This window comes from Bradyrhizobium sp. S3.7.6 (assembly GCF_054061875.1).
Genome location: NZ_JBSSEQ010000001.1, coordinates 6,612,193 through 6,630,073 on the forward strand (window position 1 = coordinate 6,612,193; position 17,881 = coordinate 6,630,073).

Consider the following 17,881-nt stretch of genomic DNA (forward strand, 5'->3'; position numbering starts at 1 on the left):
CGCAAAACCCCGTTTTTGCCGGGGAATGTGCCTCATCGGCACGCGCGCGGGATCAAACCGCGGCAACGTCTTTCAAGAGAGCACGAAAATCATGTTGCCGCATGTTGTCGGCCCGATCAAATCGCGGCATCAACGTGACCGAAAATGAGCAGAGCGACCACCAGCGACGATGACCAGTCTTGATCGGGCCACGGGTTCATCGATGAGCCGCGCCGGCTTGCGCTTCTGGTCTGCCGTCCTCGCTTTCGCGGTTTTCCTGGTCGATGTGCTGACGCCGCTCGAGGGCGCGGTCGCGGTTCTCTACGTGGTTGCGATCCTGCTCGCGGCGAGGACGCACCGGCTTAACGACATCATCGCCGCCGCTGTCGGCTGCAGCGTCCTGACCATAACCGCCTATCTACTGTCGCACGATCTGGAGGCGATCGCCTCGCCTGCCCTTCGTGCGCTGGTGAGCCTCGCAGCCATCGGAATCACGACCTTGCTGGCGCTCCAGAATCAGGCGGCGACGAAGCGCCTCGCGGCGCAGGCGCGCCTGCTCAATCTCTCGCATGACATGATCTTCGTCAGGGATCGCGGCGGCGTGATCAGTTTCTGGAACAGGGCCGCGGAACAGGCCTACGGCTGGTCGGCCGACGAGGCGGTCGGGCAACTCGCCGACGCGCTGCTGAGAACCAAATATCCCGACCGGCGAGAGGCCATCGAGGCCGGCCTGCTCGACATCGGCCGATGGGAAGGCAGGCTGGAGCAGCGGACGAAGGCCGGCGGCGCACTCACCGTCGATGCAAGATGGGCGCTCCAGCACGACCATCTCGGCAAACCCGTTGGAGTCCTTGAAACCCACACCGACGTCACGGACCGCGTCGCGGCACATAACGCGCTGGTGCAGAGCGAGCAGCGATACCGCCGGATGTTCGACGCAAGCCGGGTCGGCGTCGTCGAGGAGGATTGGAGCGCAGTGCGGACCGCGCTGAATTCGCTGGAGACCGGAGGCGCCACGTTGCGGGACTACCTTGCACGAAATCCTGAATTCGTGCGGCATGCCCGCCAGCTCACCAGAATCTCCGACGTCAATCCGGCCCTCCAGAAGATGGCGGGAGCAAGCGGCTCTGCGGCCTTCATCGCGAACGTGGACAGGCTTCTGGGGGAGAACGACCGCAGTTTCCTCGGCGCGCTGGTCGCATTCGCGGAAGGAGAGCGGTTCCACGAAGGCGAGACCGATCTCGTGAGCCTCGACGGACGCAAGGTTCCCGTCCTGTTTACGATCACCTTTCCGGCTGAGCCCGACGGAGATCGCAACGTGCTCGCCTTCGTCATCGACATCACCGAACGCAAGCAGGCACAGGATGCGCTGCTCGCGGCGCAGGCGGAGCTGGCGCATGCCGCGCGCGTCGCCACCCTCGGCGAGCTCAGCGCGTCCATTGCCCACGAGGTGAATCAGCCTCTGGCAGCGATCGTCACCAGCGGCGAGGCCGGCTTGCGGTGGCTGCGCCGCGACGTGCCCGATCTCAAGGAAGTTGCGACGACGATCGGTCACGTCGTTGCTCAGGGCCGCCGCGCCAGCGAGATCGTGACCCGCATCCGGACTTTCCTGAAGAAGGCCCCTACCCAGCAGGATCTGCTGCAGATCGACGAGATCATCGAGGAAGCGACCCTCCTGGTCGCGCGCGAGCTCGTCAAGGACGACGTCACCCTCATCGTCAAGACGGAGCATGGCCTGCCGCCGGTTCGCGGCGACCGGATCCAGCTTCAGCAGGTCCTGGTCAATCTTCTGATCAATGCCGGCCAGGCCATGTCAGGCCGGCCGGGTTCCCGCACCGTCACGTTGCGCGCCGGAACCGTCGATGGTGAAAATCTCGCCATCACGGTCGAGGACAGCGGCCCGGGCATCCAGCCTGACGACCTGCCGCACCTGTTTGATCCGTTCTTCACCACCAAGGGAGGCGGCATGGGCATGGGACTTGCGATCTGCCGAACGACGGTGGAAGCTCACGGCGGCCGATTGTCCGTGGAGAGCTCTCCGGGCTCGGGCGCGACATTCCACCTGACACTGCCATTTAGCCAAGAACACGCCTTGCCATGACACGACCAAACCAAGTGCAACCGCCGGCCCAATCCTCCAGTGCAGTCGTCATCATCGTTGATGACGACGCGAGCATTCGTGCCTCGCTCGACAGCCTGTTCCGATCCGTCGGCCTCGAGACACGCCTGTTCGGCTCACCGGCCGAGCTGCTTGGCGGCGTCATGCCCGACAAACCGGCCTGCATCGTGCTGGACGTCCGGCTCCCGGGCGTGAGCGGCCTCGATCTCCAGGGGCAACTGACCCGCCAGGGCATCAGATATCCGATCATCTTCATGACCGGTCATGGGGACATTCCAATGTCGGTGCGCGCCATGAAGGCTGGCGCCGTGGATTTCCTGTCCAAGCCGTTTCGCGATCAGGACATGCTCGACGCCGTGACGGCAGCGCTCGAGCGCGATGCGCAGCGCCGCGCGGAAGCCGCGACGAAGGAGGATATCCGCATCCAATATGAGAGCCTGACGGCGCGCGAGCGCGAGGTGATGGGCCATGTGACCGCCGGCTTGATGAACAAGCAGGTGGCAGGCCTGATCGGCCTCAGCGAGATCACCGTCAAGATCCACCGCGGCAACGTCATGCGCAAGATGGAGGTCCGCTCGCTGGCCGACCTCGTTCGCAAGGCCGAAGCGCTCGGGATTTCCCAGAACCGAAAGACTACGGACCAAACCTGAGTATAATTCCGGCGGGACTGCCGCACGGTGCATAAGGCCCCATCGGCCGCCCAATGGGAGATATCCTCCCTGCGGAACACAGCGGTCAGGATGTGTGCCAATGGCCAAAACCCCGGTGATTGCGATCGTGGACGACGACGAAGGCGTGCGCGCGTCGCTGGCGAGCCTCGTGCGTTCGCTCGGCTATGAAGCCCACGCCTACGAGTCCGGCGTCGCCTTCCTGCGGGAACCGGCGGGAGAAGATCCGGCCTGCATGATCGCCGACGTTCAGATGCCGGTCATTACCGGCGATGAATTGCAGGCGCGCCTGGTTGCCTCCGGCCGCCATTTCCCGATCATTTTCATGACCGCTTTCCCCAGCGAACCCGTGCGCCAGCGCGTCATGGCGGCTGGCGCGCATTGCTATCTCGGCAAGCCGTCCAGCGGCGACGAGATCATCCGCCGCCTCGAAGAGGCCCTGGCGGGCCACGCGCCGCAATAGTCGGGCCCCCGGCTCGGGCAAACTGCGCCTTCCCGGCGTGCGTTCCCGAAAGCAGGTTGATGGACCGAAAATACCGCCGGCACAGCTCATGCTCCCCTTTGATTTCGCGACGCCGGCAGGCCGCACGCTTTGCCGCGCATGGAGGGAGCATAATTGCCAGGGGACGCCACCAGCGCTGCCGACGACATCCGCCCGCGGGTCTTCGCCGGCTTTCCGGTGAGTTCCTGGGCATTCGCGCTGCGCGTCCTGCTGGCAATGCTCCTCGCACTCTATGTGAGCTTCTGGCTCGAACTCGAATCCCCCTCGTCGGCAGCCGTCACCGTGGCAATCCTGGCGCTGCCCACGCGCGCGCAGGGCATGGAAAAGGCGGGCTATCGGCTGCTCGCAACCGCCATCGGCGTGATCGCATCGATCGCCATCGCCGGCACCTTTTCCCAAACCGGCGCGCTTCTGCCCGCAGTGTTGGGGATCTGGGTCGGACTTTGCGTCTACGTCGCCGGGATGCTGGACGGCAATCGCGCTTATGCGGCGGCTCTCAGCTGCATCACCGTTGCCCTGATTGCCATTCAGCAGATCGACAGCCCGTTGCAGGTGTTTCCGACCGGCGTCGCCCGGGGCGCCGCCATCGCCATCGGCGTCCTCGCAGTCGCTCTGGTCAACGAGGTGCTCGCCGCGCCTGACTATCATCCGGTTCTGGCGAGCCGTCTCGAAACACTGCATCGCCGGGTCACGGAGTTCGCGCAACGCGCCGTCCGCGGTGAAGCTTCATCCGCGACCGCTGCTGCGGACATGTTGCGCGATGTCGCGGCCCTGCATCCGGAGATCGCGAGCCTCGTCACGGAGTCGATCAGCGGCCCGGCCAGAACCGCAGCCGCACGCTCCGCGATGGTGGGCCTCGTGAGCGAGCTCGCGCACGCCCGTACGCTTGCCGCGCTGCCGGCCGCATCCGCGACGTCCCGGGACGACCGAAACCCCGACGCCTCCGGCCTGATCGCGATCTGCCGGACCCATCTGCGCGATCAGATCATCCGCAGGAATGCAGACGTGCGCGACAGCCTCGAGGCGCTGCGGGCCGGAAACCATCCACTCCGGCAATGGCGCGCGCCGCTTTACCGCTCGCCTCGCATTGCAGCGGCAGCCGGCGTCAGGGCCGCGATCCACTTCATCCTCATTGCAATCATCTTCGTGATGGCGGGATGGCCGACCACCGCGCTCTGCCTCTCGCTTGCCGCAGTGATCATCGGCCTCAGCGCGACGGCTCCGGATCCGCGCGCCTTCACGACACTGGCGGTTTTTGCCATGCCGATCGCATGCCTGCTCGCCGGCGTCCTGAAATACCTCGTCTTCAACGGCGTATCCGAGTTCCAACTGCTGGCGATCGGCCTTGCGCCTCTCGTGATCGGCGCAGCGCTGCTGATCACGCGGCCGAGCGGCGTCCTGCCGCCGCTCGGCCGGCTCTCCCTCGTGTTCACGCTTGTCATTCTCGCACCGAGCAATCCGCAGAGCTACGACCCCGACGTATTCCTTGTGACGTGTCTGTTTGCCCAGCTTTCCTCGGTTCTGGTCTTCGCGGCGCAGCTCCTGCTGCCGTCCTTGTCCGGCGAACGAAGGATCCGGCTGCTGCTGGACGAGGCCCATCGCGAGCTGAGCCGCCTCGATTCCGGGCGAGCCCGGCATCTCGCGCCGGAGGAAGCCGCGTTTCGCGATGCCGCCCGGATCGAGCAGATCCTGACGACGAACGGCGCCACGGCACCTCCCCCTCGGGTCGTCGCGGAAGCGCTGCGCTGCTTCGACGAGGCCGTGGTGCTGCGACGGTGCCATGCCGAACTGGACCGCCTGGCCGAGACCTCACTCGGCAACGCGGTGCGCGCCGCGCGAGCCGCGCTCACCCTACGCGATGGAGGCGCAATCCTGACTGCCGCCGAGGCGCTGCGCCAGACGGCTGCCCAAAGCAACCTGTCCGTCGAGCCGGTGCTCGCCGCGCTCGTTCCGGCCAGCATCGTCCTCGAACCATGGCGGAGTTTCGCCGGTTCCGGCCAGGGGACGCATCCGTGACGAATACTTATCGTGAACTCGTCGTGGGCGGCGTGCTGATCGCCCCGATCGTGTCCTATGCGGCCACGGCGCTGCTCGCATTCCTGCTGCTCCGCCCGGTGCTGCGCTTCGTGGGATTTACAAGAATCTTCAGCAACCCGTCGCTGGCCGAGCTCTGCCTCTACGTGTCGATCTTCGGCCTGCTCGCGCTCTTTTGCTAGGGAGAAAGTCATGGACGCGGCTCTGCCTCGAGATGCGGCCTTTCCGCCCCACCCCGAATCTTCAGCCGAAGCATGGGCGGACGCAGCCGACGCCGTCGCGTGTTCCAGCCCGACGGAGGCCGCGGCGCACGCGACCAGCGACCGCGCCGCGAACGATGGCGAAGCTTCCCGTCAGGCGACGCTATTGACGCGCTCGCTGCGCAAGGCCGCCGGGCGTTCCATGGCCGGCGTCGGCAAGCATTTTGCCACCCTTGCCATCGCCCTGGTCGCCATCCTGATATCGGTTGCAACCTGGCAGCACTATGTCACCGCGCCCTGGACGCGCAATGGCAGCGTGCGCGTGCAGGTCGCCAATGTCGCGCCGCAGATCGCAGGCAAAATCGTGGAGCTGCGGGTGGCCGACAACCAGTTCGTCCACAAGGGTGACGTGCTTTACGTCATCGATCCCTTCGACTTCGACGTAGCCGTCCGCATCGGCAAGGCCCTCGTCGACCAGCGGGCGGCGGACCTGGAGGTGAAGCAGGCCGAGTCCGACCGGCGCCGGCGTCTGTCCGACCTCGCGACGACGCCAGAGGAGCAGCAGATCTTCGCCGGCAACGCCTCGCAGGCGAAGGCCGCCTACGCAGCGGCCGCTCACCAGCTTGCACAGGCGGAATTGAACTTGAAGCGCACCAATGTGCTCAGCCCCGTCGACGGCTATGTCACCAATCTCCTGCTACGCGTCGGCGACTATGCGCTGACCGGCGTCACCAACGTCTCCATCATCGATTCCAACAGCTTCTGGATCGACGGTTATTTCGAGGAAACCAAGATGGCGCATGTCTGCGTCGGCGATCGCGTCGAGGCACAGCTCATCGGTTACTCCAAGCCGATCCTGGGACATGTGAAAACCGTGACCCGCGGCATCAGCCCGTCAAACGCCGCGGCGGGCACGCAAGGTCTGCCCAACGTGGACCCGATCTACACCTGGGTGCGGCTTGCACAGCGCATACCGGTTCGGGTCGCCATCGACACGGTGCCGCCGGGCGTGCCGTTGGTCTCCGGCATGACGGCCACGGTGACGATCCGGCAGCCCAATGCGGTCGATCGCCAGACCTGGCCTCATCGGCTCCGCACGACCTTCGTGGACCCAATGTTTGATGTGTTCGGCGCAGGAGATCCGCCGCGCCCCAACTGCCTCCAATCCCCATCCCAGCAGCCTCCCGAGGTGACGGCGCTTCCCTACGCGCGGGTGCCCGCAATTCCGCCGGCGGAGAAGATCGCGCCCGGACTCACCCCCGGCATCGATGCCTCGCCACGCCTTCCCTGAATCCGGTCAGATCGCCCGACCTGAAGAGAGCTGCATCGCGCCGCAACATCGGAACTCACAGCGCAGGCCTTTGATTCTTCTTGCTTAATTCGGAATTTCGCGACGTTCCGACGCACCTGCAGCTTTCGCAAAATCTAACACGATTTCAGCAACGCTAACGGGCCTTGTGGCGGCATCAGACATATCGTTCGAGCGTCAACCAATGGCATTCAGCAGCCGTCACGGCGGCAGCGGAATCCAAAAGACGGGACGAACGATGCTCACCGATATGCAAGCGGCCGGCGCCCGATTGACACATCAACCCGGCGCCCGCGAACCGGATTTCTCTCAGGGGGCACGCGCATTCCCCCACGAACGAAAATGGCGCCAGCCCGAGCAACGCGCGGGCGTCGCGCGCGAGGACATCACGATCTCGCGCTTTACCTATGCCCAGACGGCCGTCAGGCGCGAGGATGCAACGACGCCTCCCGACCGGTACTTCTTCTCGATCGCCCTGAAGAGCACACGTCTCAAGCTGACCAGAGGCAGTCAGACCATTTTCGACGGCGCCATGCCGGCAGGCACGCTCTATGTCGGCGCGCCGTCGAAGCCGCTCCGCGCGCAGTTTCTTGCGCCGTGCGATTTCCTGCACTTCCACATCTCGGCTAATTGCTTTCCATCTCCACAGCAGGGAACGGAGCCGCTCGCGCCCGAATGCCTGAACGATCTCCTTCTGTTGCGCGACCCGTTCGCCGAGCAGCTCGCAAAGGCGCTGACCGAACAAGGCCATTCGGCCGATCGCGAATTTGCGTGCTGCATCGCCCAGACGCTGGTGATGCACGTCGCTCGGCGCGAGCCCCCGCGTACGAAAGTCAACGCCTTGCCGAAATGGCGGCTCCGACGCGTCGAGGAGTATGTCAGGGCGCGCTTCGACCACTCCATCAGCCTATCCGACCTCGCCGGCGTCGCGGGATTGTCCCGGATGTACTTCGCAGCGCAGTTTCGCGCCGCGACTGGATACCGGCCGCGCGAGTATCTCCTGCAACAGCGCATCGAACATGCAAAATCTCTCCTGTCGAATACCGAGACGCCGCTGGTCGAGGCGGCGCTGGCCGTCGGTTTCTGCACGCAGGCGCATTTCTCGACGGTCTTCAAACGTCTGACAGGCGACACGCCGGCACGTTGGCGATGCACCAGCCGGAACGCATTGGCGTCACCCAGGCTCGCTGAATGCGACCCGGTTCCGTCACGCGAGCCGGTGTCTCATGTCCTGCCGGCGGACCTTCGTGAATCATGCGAAATGAGAAACAGCGTGGGGACGTGAAATACTTTGCACGCCGGATCGGCGATGCTGGCAGTGTTAGTGACTGAGACCCCAAGTCACGGCTCGAGCCTTCTCCTCCCAGGCATGCGAGCATTGGGCCGTCCTTCCCACAAGGACGGCCCCTTTTTTTTGCCTCGCCGCACGTCGATCCGGAGCGCGCCGTCCGTCCGATTCCGGAACGATGCTGTCGCCATTTCAGTCGCTGAGATGCCGCGCAAGCCAGTTGCGCACGCCCTGAAGACTCCTGAAATCGTCCAGCGACCGCACCGGAAGGCCGGGCTCGATGCTCGCAACCATCCGGCTCAGTGCATGTCCAGGTCCAAATTCGAGAAATGCCGTGGCACCCGCTTCGAGACAGCTTTGCAGGCAATTTCCCCACTGCACGGTTTGCGAGATCTGCGCGGCGAGCTTGTCGTGGCCCGTCTCGGCGGAGACGACCGAACCGCCATCGATGCCGCTCAGGATGCGCGCACCGGCGGCCGACGGGAACGCCACCGGCGCCAACCGCAAGACTTCGCGAAACACGACCGACGCCTCGGCGAGCCGTCCGGTGTGGGAGGCAACCCGAACCGGCAGATCGACGATCCTTGTGGCACGCATCGCCCTCGCCTCTCCGGCAATTCCGTTCAATGCCGCCCGGCCACCGCCGATCACGAAGGCATCGCCTGGATTGACGATGGCGATCGCCGCACCGTGGCGCTCGCAAAGGCGCTTAATATCGTCATGTGAAAGACCGCGGACAAAGATCAGCCCGTCACCGGCGCAGGTGGCGGCGTCCATTGCTTCCGCGCGGCGCACTGCGAGGTCGAGCGTGAGGACCGGTTCGAACAGATCTCCCACGCCCCATGCCGCCACCTCACCGACGCTATAGCCTGCGATGATGGCGCCATGTGGAATGATGTCCTCGAGCCCGGCAGCGGCGGCCAGTGCCTGCAACGTGCATAGAATCTGGCCGGACCGGTTGCGATGCAGAGCCTCGTCAGATTCGCTGCGCACGAAATCGCGCGGATCCCTGCCGCCCAGCAACGTTGCCGCGTGTGCAAACAGGTGCGTCGCTTCCGGCGCATCGCCCGTCAGGGCGAACATGTCCCGATGCTGTCCGCCTTGTCCCGAGCACAGGATCGCAAGTGTCATGATCGCCGCCTAGTGCGGAAAGAGCACGGCGATCGCGACCGCCATGGTCGCGACGCTGAATCCGGTGCTCGAAATGACCATCGAGCCGACCGCTGCGGAGTCCAGCCGGTAGTTGACCGCAAACAGGATGCCGAAAAAGCCGGAAGGCACCGCGGCGAGGAGAATGGCCGTCCTCGCTGTGTCGGGAGCGATTGGAAAGACGTGAGTGATTGCAACGGCTGCGAGCGGCCGAACCACGTCCGCGGCCACGGTTGCGGCCGCGATCTTCCAGTTCAGGCGGAACGACTGTGCCGACAGGATGGCTCCGGTCAGGAACAGCGCGACGCCGGCGGCCGAACTCCCGATCAGCGCGAGGCAGGCATGAGCGAGCGCGTCGAGGCTCAGATCCGACACCGAAAACAGGATGCCGAACACGGGCGCGAGCACGACCGGCTTGGTGATCGCGCGCCCCACTGCCGTCAGCATCTGCCGCGCCGCCATTTCCTCGCCACGGGACCTGGCGGCGTCCATTTCCGCCATGATCAGGGTCACCGGGCTGATGAGGACCGAACCGGTTGCCAATGCGACGGCGACCGGAACGGCGCCCGCCTGTCCCGCGACGGATGTCAGGATTGGAAGACCGACGCCGGCAAGATTTGGAAAGCCAACCGTGAGTGCCTGAATCGACGCATCGGGCCGCGACACCTTGAACAACCTGCGCGCGGCAAGATACCAGGCGGCATAGAGCAACGACATCGTTATGCCGAGCACCAGAAACAGCGGAACCTGCTCGATCATCTCGCTGCGCGACGCCGAGGCGGTCGCGGCGAACAGCGACGCCGGCACGGCGAAATCCATCACGAGTGCGTTGAGAGCATCGACATGGAGATTGTCGACGACATGAAACCTTCCGGCGGCGTATCCCAGCAGCAGGACAAAGAACACCGGCACCAGCGCCATCAGGATTGCATTGGACATCATGGCCCCGGCGCGTCGTGGGCATCGACGAAGAGCGACATCGCAAGCAGGTCAGCCGAGCCACCGGGACTGAGACGACGCGCGACGAAGCTTTCATGGATCCATCGCGCGCTGACGCGCCAGCCGGGAGCGCGCACGCCGCCGGCATCGATGAAGCGACGTGCCGCGCGACGCGCAAAGCGAAGCCCCTCGAGCCCGCCACGATGCAGCAGATTCGTGTCTTCCACTGACGCAATCAGGGCAAAGCACGCTTCGACCCGAGCCGCTTCCGCATCCTCGGGCGTGGCAGGCATTGTTCTCCTCAGGGCCGGCAAGCCGATCCGGTAGACGCTGGGAAACCCGCTCGCCGCCTCGATACGGGCTCCGCCTGCGCGAAAGCGGCGGCGAGCAGCGCTGCCATGGCTGTGCAGCAACACCGGACCGTCGAGTATGCTGGCGCCCCAGAGGCGTGCCACGACGTCGCCGAGCGGAAGTGCCGAATCGACCAGCCCGCCGGCCCTCGCACCGGCCGCCGCGCACAACAGGCCAAGACCGAAGATCGCGCCGCGATGCGTATTGACGCCCGCGGTCGCCTCGAGCATCGCCCGTTCGGCCTCCAGGCCGATGACCCGCAGCACTCCCATGCCGCAACCGAGCGCGCCCGCTTCGGCAAGGCTTTGAAGGTAAGGCCTGATGGCCGCAGCGCTGCGACGAAACGTGCCGGCATCCATGTCGACGTGACTGCCATTGTCGACATGGCTCACGAGCCCCGGCTTGGGCCAGGTTTCCAGCTCCATGGCGAGGCAATCGGCAGCGAAGCCGCCGATGGCCCAGATACCGGACGGCATCTGCCTCCGGCTGGAAACAAGCGGTTCGATACTTCGCGCGGCCGCTGTGGTCATGATCCCATCGCTCCCGAAATGAATCGATCCCTGTCGAGCAGGGCCACGCACCCGATGGTCTTGACCAGAAGCTGGTCCGTGCCGGCATGGAATTCGCGCCAGTTCACCGCTGCACCATCCGCGCGCATCAATTCACCATCGAGCCGCATCGGCGCATCGGTCTCGATCGCAGCCACGTCGGCGGCGAGCCGATCCAGATCGGTTTCGCGGGGGAACGCGAACAGGATATCGAGGTCGGAACGAGCGGTCACGTAATCGAGCCCGGTCAGCGATTGCCATGCGAGGCTGCCGAACACGCGCACGTCCACCGAATGACGAAGCGCGAGCCCGTCGAGCCGATCGAGCGTCGGCCACCAGTTGCGCGGCGCCGAGCCGCGCACCTGCCGCAGCGCGGGCGGCCTCGCGACCGAGGTGACGTGGTCGATATCCGCGAGAAACGACAGCCGTTTCTTGCCGGCGGAGGGCGGCAACGGCAGGCCGAGTGCAAGGCCGGTCGCTTCGCTAGGCAGAGCGCGCCGCCTGATCGTCGGCCATCCCATTTCGGACCAACGCGAAACCAGCGGGTCGGCTGCGAGATCGTCGCGCATCCCGATCATCGCGCGCCAACCCTGCGGGCTGACAAAGACGAGGTCGTGGCGACCGACCGGCGGTTCAGCGGGTTTGCAGGGCAAGGTCACGAACGCGCTCCGCGATATCGGCGGCCTTCGGCCGGCCACCGCGCTCCTTGCCGAGCGCATCTCTTCGATCCCGCGCAGCCGGCATGTCGGCGAGCAGCGCCTCCAGCTGGTCTGCGAGTGAGGTGGCGTCGCTCCATGTCATATGAACGGCACCCATCTGCTCGAGATTGGAGAGCCCCGGCGCGAAAACCGGCGTCGATTTGGCTTTCTCCTCAAGAGCGGTCATCGACAATTTGGTGACCTTCGCCATCGACGGCAGATCCATCACCGCGGGAGAGGCGCCGGGCAATCCGACCAGCACGCGCGTCGCAAGGCCCGTCGCAAGCAGGGCCCCCGCCGCCGAGTGGCCGTAGAGAAGACCGATGGTCGGGCGGCCGTGCATGTCCGCGTGGATCAGCACTTTCGCCAGATGCGCGAGGAATTCGTTGAGCCCGAGCAGCTCGTCACGCTTGCTCATGCGCTGGCTGTCGCTGTCGACGAGCACCAGGATCGGTCCGCTCCCCCGGTCGATCGACTCCAGGACATGCGCGGAAAGTCTGATCGCCTCGTCGACGCCGAGCGCAGTCCGATCCGCAACACCAATCACGAGTATCCTGCCACCGGACCGCAGCGTCGCGGCGCCGGCAATGACGCCATTGTCGTTCCTGACCTCATGGCCGTCGGGAAACAGCGAGGCGAGAATGTCATCGAGCGTCACGACTGCTCCTCCCGATCCTGCTAGCGAGCGCAATGAACTGGTCGGCCGGCAATTCCGGAACCGTTTCCGCATGCGCAACACCTTCCACGGTCCAGATATCGACGGCGTCCTGGCAAGCGCCGAAGCGGCGCAACCTGTCGGCGAGACGTCCCTGCTCCGCCCTGAGCTGGTCGAGGCCGAAGGGGCCAATCAACCCGATCAGCTCGAGTGCGGCCTCGCGAAAATCCTGCACGGTGTCATCGGCGAAGACGTCGGTTGCGCCGAGCAGCCGCCGGTGCTTGCCGCCCATGGTGCGCCAGACCAGGGCACGGTCACGGGAGTCGAACTCCTCGACGCCGCGATTGGTCTCGATCACCTCGGGGCCCGAAACCGCGATCCGTCCCGCCTCCGACACGGCGAGCGCGGAGCAACAGCCTGCGATCAGACCGCCGCCGCCATAGCAGCCGGAGCGCCCGCCGATCAGGCCGATGACCTTCACGCCAGCACTGCGCGCCTCCATCACCGCACGCATGATCTCGGCGATGGCGAGCTCACCGGCATTGGCCTCCTGCAGACGGACGCCGCCGGTATCGAGCAGGATCAGAACGGGGATCGATCCGATCTCGCGCGCTGCGCGGAGCAGACCCAGCAGTTTGGCGCCGTGCACCTCGCCGAAGGCGCCGCCCATGAAACGTCCTTCCTGCGCGGCGACGAATACCGGCGCGCCGCCGAGCCGGCCATGGCCGACGACGATGCCGTCATCGAACTGCTCGGGAAGGCCGAATATCTCCAGATGCGGACTGACCTCGCGCTGTTCCGGCCCGATGAACTCGACCAGGCTGCCGGCATCAAGCAGCAGATCAAGCCTCGTCCGCGCCGATGCCTCGTTGAAGCTCGTGCTGCGGGCTCGTTCGGCCGGGGCGATGTGCGGGAGCGGCGCGGTCATTGCTCGCTCCCCGCGATCAATCGCACCGCCTGCGCCAGCCGAAGCGAGACCGTGTCGGGGCGCGCGCCGCCGTCATTGATGGAGAATTTCAGCCCGCCAGGCGAATAGCGCTCGACGAAATCTCCAATGACGGCGCTCCAGACTTCGCCGAAGCCCATCGCCGCGGTTTTGATCTCCACCGCGCATTCCGCATCCGGCAGGACGCGCTCGACCAGGACTTCCAGATTGCCCGAGGCGACCACGCCCACGATCGCGCTCTGCCTGATACCGCCCGCACGCTCGCGAACCGGGTGATGAAAGCTGAGATCTTCCATGGCCTGTCCTCACCAGTTCCTGAATTTCGACGGTGGCGCGTAGAGCCCGCCCGACCAGCGCACGAGATCCTTGATCGAGCGCGCCGCCAGCATGTTGCGATCCGCATCGAGCGGATTGATGCCGATATCTTCCGGCCGCCGGATCACGCCGCGCTCGCGCAGCTGCGCGACCATGCTGCGATCCCGCCCGCGACCGACATCGGTGTATCCGGCGACGCCGCGGATCGCCTGCTCGCGTTCTTGCGCCGTACGGCACAACAGGAGGTTTGCCACGCCCTCCTCGGTAACGATGTGCGTGACGTCGTCGCCGTAGATCATCACCGGCGCGAGCTCGAGGTTGAGCTTCTCGGCGAGCTCGATCGCATCGAGCTTGTCGACGAACAACGGGACGTTCTTGTCGCCGAAGGTCTCGCCAATCTGCACCACCAGCTTGCGGCCCCGGCGCAACGGCGCCGGGCTGTCCGGATCGGCCTCCGCTCCGGCCTTCAGCCAGGGCTCGCTCGGATGCCTGCGCCCGCGTGCATCCGCGCCCATGTTCGGCGCGCCGCCGAACCCGGCGATGCGCGAGGTGGTGATGGTCGAGGAATTTCCCTGGAGATCGATCTGCAGCGTGGAGCCGATGAACATGTCGCAGGCATAGAGCCCGGCGGTCTGACAAAAGGCGCGGTTGGAGCGCAGCGAGCCGTCGGGACCGGTGAAATAGATGTCGGATCGCGCCCGGATGTACTCGTCCATCCCGACCTCCGAGCCGAACGAGTGGATTTGCCGGACCCAACCGGACTCGATCGCGGGAATGAGCGCGGGATGCGGATTCAAGGCGAAGTGGGTTGCGATCCTGCCCTTCAGGCCCAGCCTCTCGCCGAACGTCGGCAGCAGGAGCTCGATCGCGGCCGTGCTGAAGCCGATCCCGTGATTGATCCGCTGCACGCCATAGGGCCCGTAGATGCCCTTGATCGCGAGCATCGCGGTCAGGATCTGCCCCTCGGTGATCGCCGCGGGATCGCGCGTGAATAGTGGCTCGACGAAGAACGGCTTGTCGGACTTGACGACGAAATGGACGCGGTCCGCCGGGATATCGACCCGCGGAACCGTCTCGACGATCTCGTTGACCTGGGCGATCACGACGCCGTCCTTGAACGCCGTTGCCTCCACCACGGTGGGCGTGTCCTCGGTGTTCGGGCCGGTGTAGAGGTTGCCGTCACGGTCGGCGCTGACGGCGGCGATCAGGGCGACGTGCGGGGTGAGATCGATGAAGTAGCGCGCGAACAGTTCGAGATAGGTGTGAATTGCTCCCAGCTCGATCTTGCCGCCGAACAGCATGCGCGCGATGCGCGCCGATTGCGGCCCGGAATAGGCATAGTCGAGCCGCTTCGCGACCCCGCGGTCGAACAGGTCCAGATGTTCGGGCAGAACGACGCCCGACTGCACCATGTGCAGATCGTTGACCTTGGACAGATCGACCGCCAGCAGCGCGCGGCTCAAGAGATCCGCCTGCTTCTGGTTGTCGCCTTCGAGGCAAACCCGGTCGCCCGGCCGGATCACGGCCTCCAGCAGGCGCGTTGCGTCGGATGCTTCCACGACCTTGCCGTGGGCCAGGCCGGCACCGGCCGCAATGCGGGCATCGCGCGCGGCGCGGTTGTTCTGCCAGCTCGTCATGACCTTGGCCCCTTTGCGGCGTTGGCTCCGCTCCAGAGCGATCCCGGATTGGCACGGTCGGGATGAAGCGCGAGCATCGCCTCGTAGAGCTCGCGCGGAGAAATCGTCGCCTGGTCGAGGCGGTTGAAATCGAGCAGATATTGCCGGGTCTCCGCGATGTTGCGCGGATCGTCATCGTTCTCCGGCTTCTTGTGTCCGGCCACCACGAAGCGCGGCTTCAACGCTTCGAGCCGATCGAGCGCGGCGATCCATTCGAGCCGGCTCTGCGTGTCGGTTTCGGCGAGATCGAGATAAGGATGAATGCCGTTGTACACGGTGTCGCCGGCGACGATCAGATCGAGAGACGGGACATGAAGGGCGGTGGAGCGCGCCGTGTCGGTTGGTCCCATGTCGATGACGACGAGCTTGTGTCCCTCGAGCGTGAGCTCGCCTTCGAGAGGCTCTGCAGCGACCAAGCGCTGTGCGATCTCGCCCGGAAAGCGCTTGCGCCAGAAACCGTCGAGCGATGCCGGCGAAAGCTGCGTCTTCATCTCGTCGACAACCTCGGGAACGGCAACGGCGCTTGCCCGCGGAAAGCGATCGAGCAGCGGCGCGAGGCCGAAGAAATGATCACCGTGGCCATGCGTGACGTAGATCGCGGTCAGATTTCGCTCCCGCGACACGACCCAATCCAGCAACGTCTTCGACTGCCCGGCGGTCAGGAACGTGTCGACGAGGATGGCATCCCGCTCGCCGTAGATCAGCGTCGACGAATTCGCGACCCACATCAGGTCCGGATTGCCGGAGGGCAGATCGCGGCTCAGTCCAGCCCGCTTCACCGTCGTCACGTCCCAGTCCAGGATCGTGCCGGTCGTCTCGATCATGCTCATGGAATTCTCCGGAGGGGCAGTCGGGCCGGCGGGAGTGCTGTCTCTCCCGCCGCCCTTCCTTCTGCCGGCCGTGCGTCAGGACCGGCAAAACGCGTCAGCGGGTGGCCGGTTGATCGATGCTGCGAGCGGCACGGGTGATGATCTCCGCCACTTCCTTCGGATGCGACTCGTAGACCGAGTGGCTTGCACCCGGGATCACGGTGGTGTGGCTCTTGGCGCGCTCGTAATACCAGCGCTCGAGATCCGGATTGATGATCTGGTCGTTGCCGGCAACGATGCCCCAGCTCGGTTTGGTCTTCCACGCAGCCGCCGTCAGCGGCGTGCTGAACACCTGCGTCGCGGCCAGAACCTGGGAGCGTGATTCGAACTCCGCCTGCTCGCGCGGCAGATCGGGGGCGAACAGCTTGGGGAATTGCACAGGATCGAGATAGGTGAATTTGTCGGGCGTGACCTTGATGGCGCCTTCGGTCTTTCCAAGTACGCTCGGCGTCTTCTTGCCCAGCGCCGCTTCGTCCTCTCCGACGTCGGGCGCATGCGCCGCGACGTAGACCAGGCCGACCACGTTGGGATGAACACCCGCCTCGGTGATGATCGAGCCGCCATAGCTGTGGCCGACCAGAAGCGTCGGGCCATTCTGGAGATCGAGCAGCCGCTTCGCCGCCGTGACATCATCGCCAAACGACGTCTCGGGCTCCTGCAGCATGCTGACGCGGAAGCCTTCCTTGACCAGGATCTCGTAGACCGGCTTCCAGCCGGACGCATCGACCCAGGCGCCGTGCACCAGGACGATGTTCTTCGGGGGTTCAGCGCGCGCCGGGGCGACGGTCGCGAACAGGGAGAGAGTGGCAGCGAAGGCGAGGCCAGCGTTGAGGTGTTTCATGTCGGGATCACTCCGGGTTGGAATGGTGCGACAGTAGTGTCGACGCTTGCCCGCGTATTTCGGCAAACAACGGCCCTTGCCACTTCGCACGTCGGGACATGCCGATCGAGACAGCGGCTCCTCGCGCATCCTCGGGACACTGCCTAGCTAGGGCGCGCACTTCAAAGCGCAGCGCATATGTCAGGCGTACAGACCTCTCATTACTGTGAACGGCCGGCGTTCATACGCGAAAGACGAACGATCGACTTTGTCATTCAAGAGGTCGCATCTGATGCTGATTGAACTCCATGCATGGGATCGGACACATGACATCCACGGCAAATCTCCAGATCGCGCTTCTCATCCTGTTGTGCGCAGCTTCGCCCGCGCGTGCAGGCACTTGTAAGGATGACATCGCGCAAACCCAGATCCAGCTGGATCAGGCCATCGAAAAAGACGCTGGCGCCCACGGCTGGCAGCGGGAAAGCCTCAGCGCGCTGCGCAGTCATCAACCGACGCCTCGCTCGATTGCAGAGGCCGAAGGCGGCCGCGGAGCGGTTTTCACGGACGCGCTGGATTCGCTTGATCGCGCGCGTACCGCCGAACAAAACGGCGACACAGGCACATGCAGCCGGGAACTCGCGCATGTGCGGGCCATTCTGAAATAGCGAAAGCGAGCCGAAGCCAAAGCCGGCCAGCGGCGCTGTCATCGGCGAGGCAACTCGGCGACGCGGCCGAACGAAGACGGCCCACTTACGATGCGTCGAATGCCCGTTGTCGTCGTGCTGCCGGGTAGCGGGACGTGCGTTCTGGAAA

General features: G+C 65.2%; 18 protein-coding genes. 8 read left to right on the forward strand and 10 right to left on the reverse strand.

Features of this window, described 5'->3' with window-relative positions:
• Positions 1-202: 202 nt before the first annotated feature.
• The 7 genes from ACVJ5M_RS32510 (at position 203) to ACVJ5M_RS32540 (ending at position 8,096) form a co-directional block, all read left to right on the forward strand.
• A complete protein-coding gene (locus tag ACVJ5M_RS32510) occupies positions 203-2,080 on the forward strand; it encodes a PAS domain-containing sensor histidine kinase (RefSeq protein WP_231144517.1) in 1,878 nt (625 codons plus the stop codon).
• Positions 2,077-2,748: a response regulator transcription factor gene (locus ACVJ5M_RS32515; protein WP_063984266.1), complete on the forward strand. Its 672-nt coding sequence runs from the start codon at positions 2,077-2,079 to the stop codon at positions 2,746-2,748. Before ACVJ5M_RS32510 ends, ACVJ5M_RS32515 begins: the two co-directional genes overlap by 4 nt.
• Positions 2,749-2,848: 100 nt before the next feature.
• Positions 2,849-3,229, forward strand: coding sequence for a response regulator transcription factor (locus ACVJ5M_RS32520; RefSeq protein WP_038955794.1), 381 nt, complete (start codon positions 2,849-2,851; stop codon positions 3,227-3,229).
• Between the two features lie 153 nt (positions 3,230-3,382).
• Positions 3,383-5,284 carry an FUSC family protein gene (locus ACVJ5M_RS32525; protein WP_063984267.1) on the forward strand — a complete coding sequence of 634 codons (1,902 nt, stop codon included), beginning with the start codon at positions 3,383-3,385 and terminating at the stop codon, positions 5,282-5,284.
• Positions 5,281-5,484 (forward strand): DUF1656 domain-containing protein, encoded by a 204-nt coding sequence (locus ACVJ5M_RS32530; RefSeq protein WP_028155834.1) that lies wholly within the window; start codon positions 5,281-5,283, stop codon positions 5,482-5,484. The genes ACVJ5M_RS32525 and ACVJ5M_RS32530 overlap by 4 nt, the downstream gene beginning before the upstream one ends.
• A 10-nt stretch (positions 5,485-5,494) precedes the next feature.
• The gene (locus tag ACVJ5M_RS32535) at positions 5,495-6,793 is read left to right on the forward strand and encodes a biotin/lipoyl-binding protein (protein ID WP_063984268.1); all 1,299 of its coding nucleotides are present in this window, start codon (positions 5,495-5,497) and stop codon (positions 6,791-6,793) included.
• A 256-nt stretch (positions 6,794-7,049) separates the two neighbouring features.
• Positions 7,050-8,096 (forward strand): AraC family transcriptional regulator, encoded by a 1,047-nt coding sequence (locus tag ACVJ5M_RS32540; protein WP_354099402.1) that lies wholly within the window; start codon positions 7,050-7,052, stop codon positions 8,094-8,096.
• Between the two features lie 195 nt (positions 8,097-8,291).
• Here the strand turns inward: ACVJ5M_RS32540 and ACVJ5M_RS32545 are convergent, their stop codons facing one another.
• From ACVJ5M_RS32545 to ACVJ5M_RS32590, 10 genes are all read right to left on the reverse strand, one after another.
• A complete protein-coding gene (locus ACVJ5M_RS32545) occupies positions 8,292-9,230 on the reverse strand; it encodes an ACP S-malonyltransferase (protein WP_063984269.1) in 939 nt (312 codons plus the stop codon).
• A gap of 9 nt (positions 9,231-9,239) precedes the next feature.
• Entirely contained in the window at positions 9,240-10,190 is a 951-nt protein-coding gene (locus ACVJ5M_RS32550; RefSeq protein ID WP_208086004.1) for an AEC family transporter, read from the reverse strand.
• Positions 10,187-11,068 carry a triphosphoribosyl-dephospho-CoA synthase MdcB gene (gene mdcB, locus ACVJ5M_RS32555; RefSeq protein WP_063984271.1) on the reverse strand — a complete coding sequence of 294 codons (882 nt, stop codon included), beginning with the start codon at positions 11,066-11,068 and terminating at the stop codon, positions 10,187-10,189. The genes ACVJ5M_RS32550 and mdcB overlap by 4 nt, the downstream gene beginning before the upstream one ends.
• The gene (mdcG, locus tag ACVJ5M_RS32560) at positions 11,065-11,745 is read right to left on the reverse strand and encodes a malonate decarboxylase holo-[acyl-carrier-protein] synthase (RefSeq protein WP_456679567.1); all 681 of its coding nucleotides are present in this window, start codon (positions 11,743-11,745) and stop codon (positions 11,065-11,067) included. The genes mdcB and mdcG overlap by 4 nt, the downstream gene beginning before the upstream one ends.
• A complete protein-coding gene (mdcE, locus tag ACVJ5M_RS32565) occupies positions 11,720-12,442 on the reverse strand; it encodes a biotin-independent malonate decarboxylase subunit gamma (protein ID WP_063984273.1) in 723 nt (240 codons plus the stop codon). Before mdcE ends, mdcG begins: the two co-directional genes overlap by 26 nt.
• Positions 12,429-13,367, reverse strand: a complete 939-nt coding sequence (locus tag ACVJ5M_RS32570; protein ID WP_063984274.1) for a biotin-independent malonate decarboxylase subunit beta — start codon at positions 13,365-13,367, stop codon at positions 12,429-12,431. Before ACVJ5M_RS32570 ends, mdcE begins: the two co-directional genes overlap by 14 nt.
• On the reverse strand, positions 13,364-13,681 hold the full coding sequence (gene mdcC, locus ACVJ5M_RS32575; protein WP_063984275.1) for a malonate decarboxylase acyl carrier protein: 318 nt from the start codon (positions 13,679-13,681) through the stop codon (positions 13,364-13,366). Before mdcC ends, ACVJ5M_RS32570 begins: the two co-directional genes overlap by 4 nt.
• Before the next feature lie 9 nt (positions 13,682-13,690).
• Positions 13,691-15,337 carry a malonate decarboxylase subunit alpha gene (gene mdcA, locus ACVJ5M_RS32580; RefSeq protein ID WP_063984276.1) on the reverse strand — a complete coding sequence of 549 codons (1,647 nt, stop codon included), beginning with the start codon at positions 15,335-15,337 and terminating at the stop codon, positions 13,691-13,693.
• On the reverse strand, positions 15,334-16,206 hold the full coding sequence (locus tag ACVJ5M_RS32585) for an MBL fold metallo-hydrolase (protein WP_231144515.1): 873 nt from the start codon (positions 16,204-16,206) through the stop codon (positions 15,334-15,336). The genes mdcA and ACVJ5M_RS32585 overlap by 4 nt, the downstream gene beginning before the upstream one ends.
• A 94-nt stretch (positions 16,207-16,300) precedes the next feature.
• On the reverse strand, positions 16,301-17,086 hold the full coding sequence (locus ACVJ5M_RS32590) for an alpha/beta hydrolase (RefSeq protein WP_063984278.1): 786 nt from the start codon (positions 17,084-17,086) through the stop codon (positions 16,301-16,303).
• Positions 17,087-17,391: 305 nt separating this feature from the next.
• Here ACVJ5M_RS32590 and ACVJ5M_RS32595 point away from each other — a divergent pair, with 305 nt between their 5' ends.
• The gene (locus tag ACVJ5M_RS32595; protein WP_063984279.1) at positions 17,392-17,733 is read left to right on the forward strand and encodes a hypothetical protein; all 342 of its coding nucleotides are present in this window, start codon (positions 17,392-17,394) and stop codon (positions 17,731-17,733) included.
• The last annotated feature ends 148 nt before the right edge of the window (positions 17,734-17,881 follow it).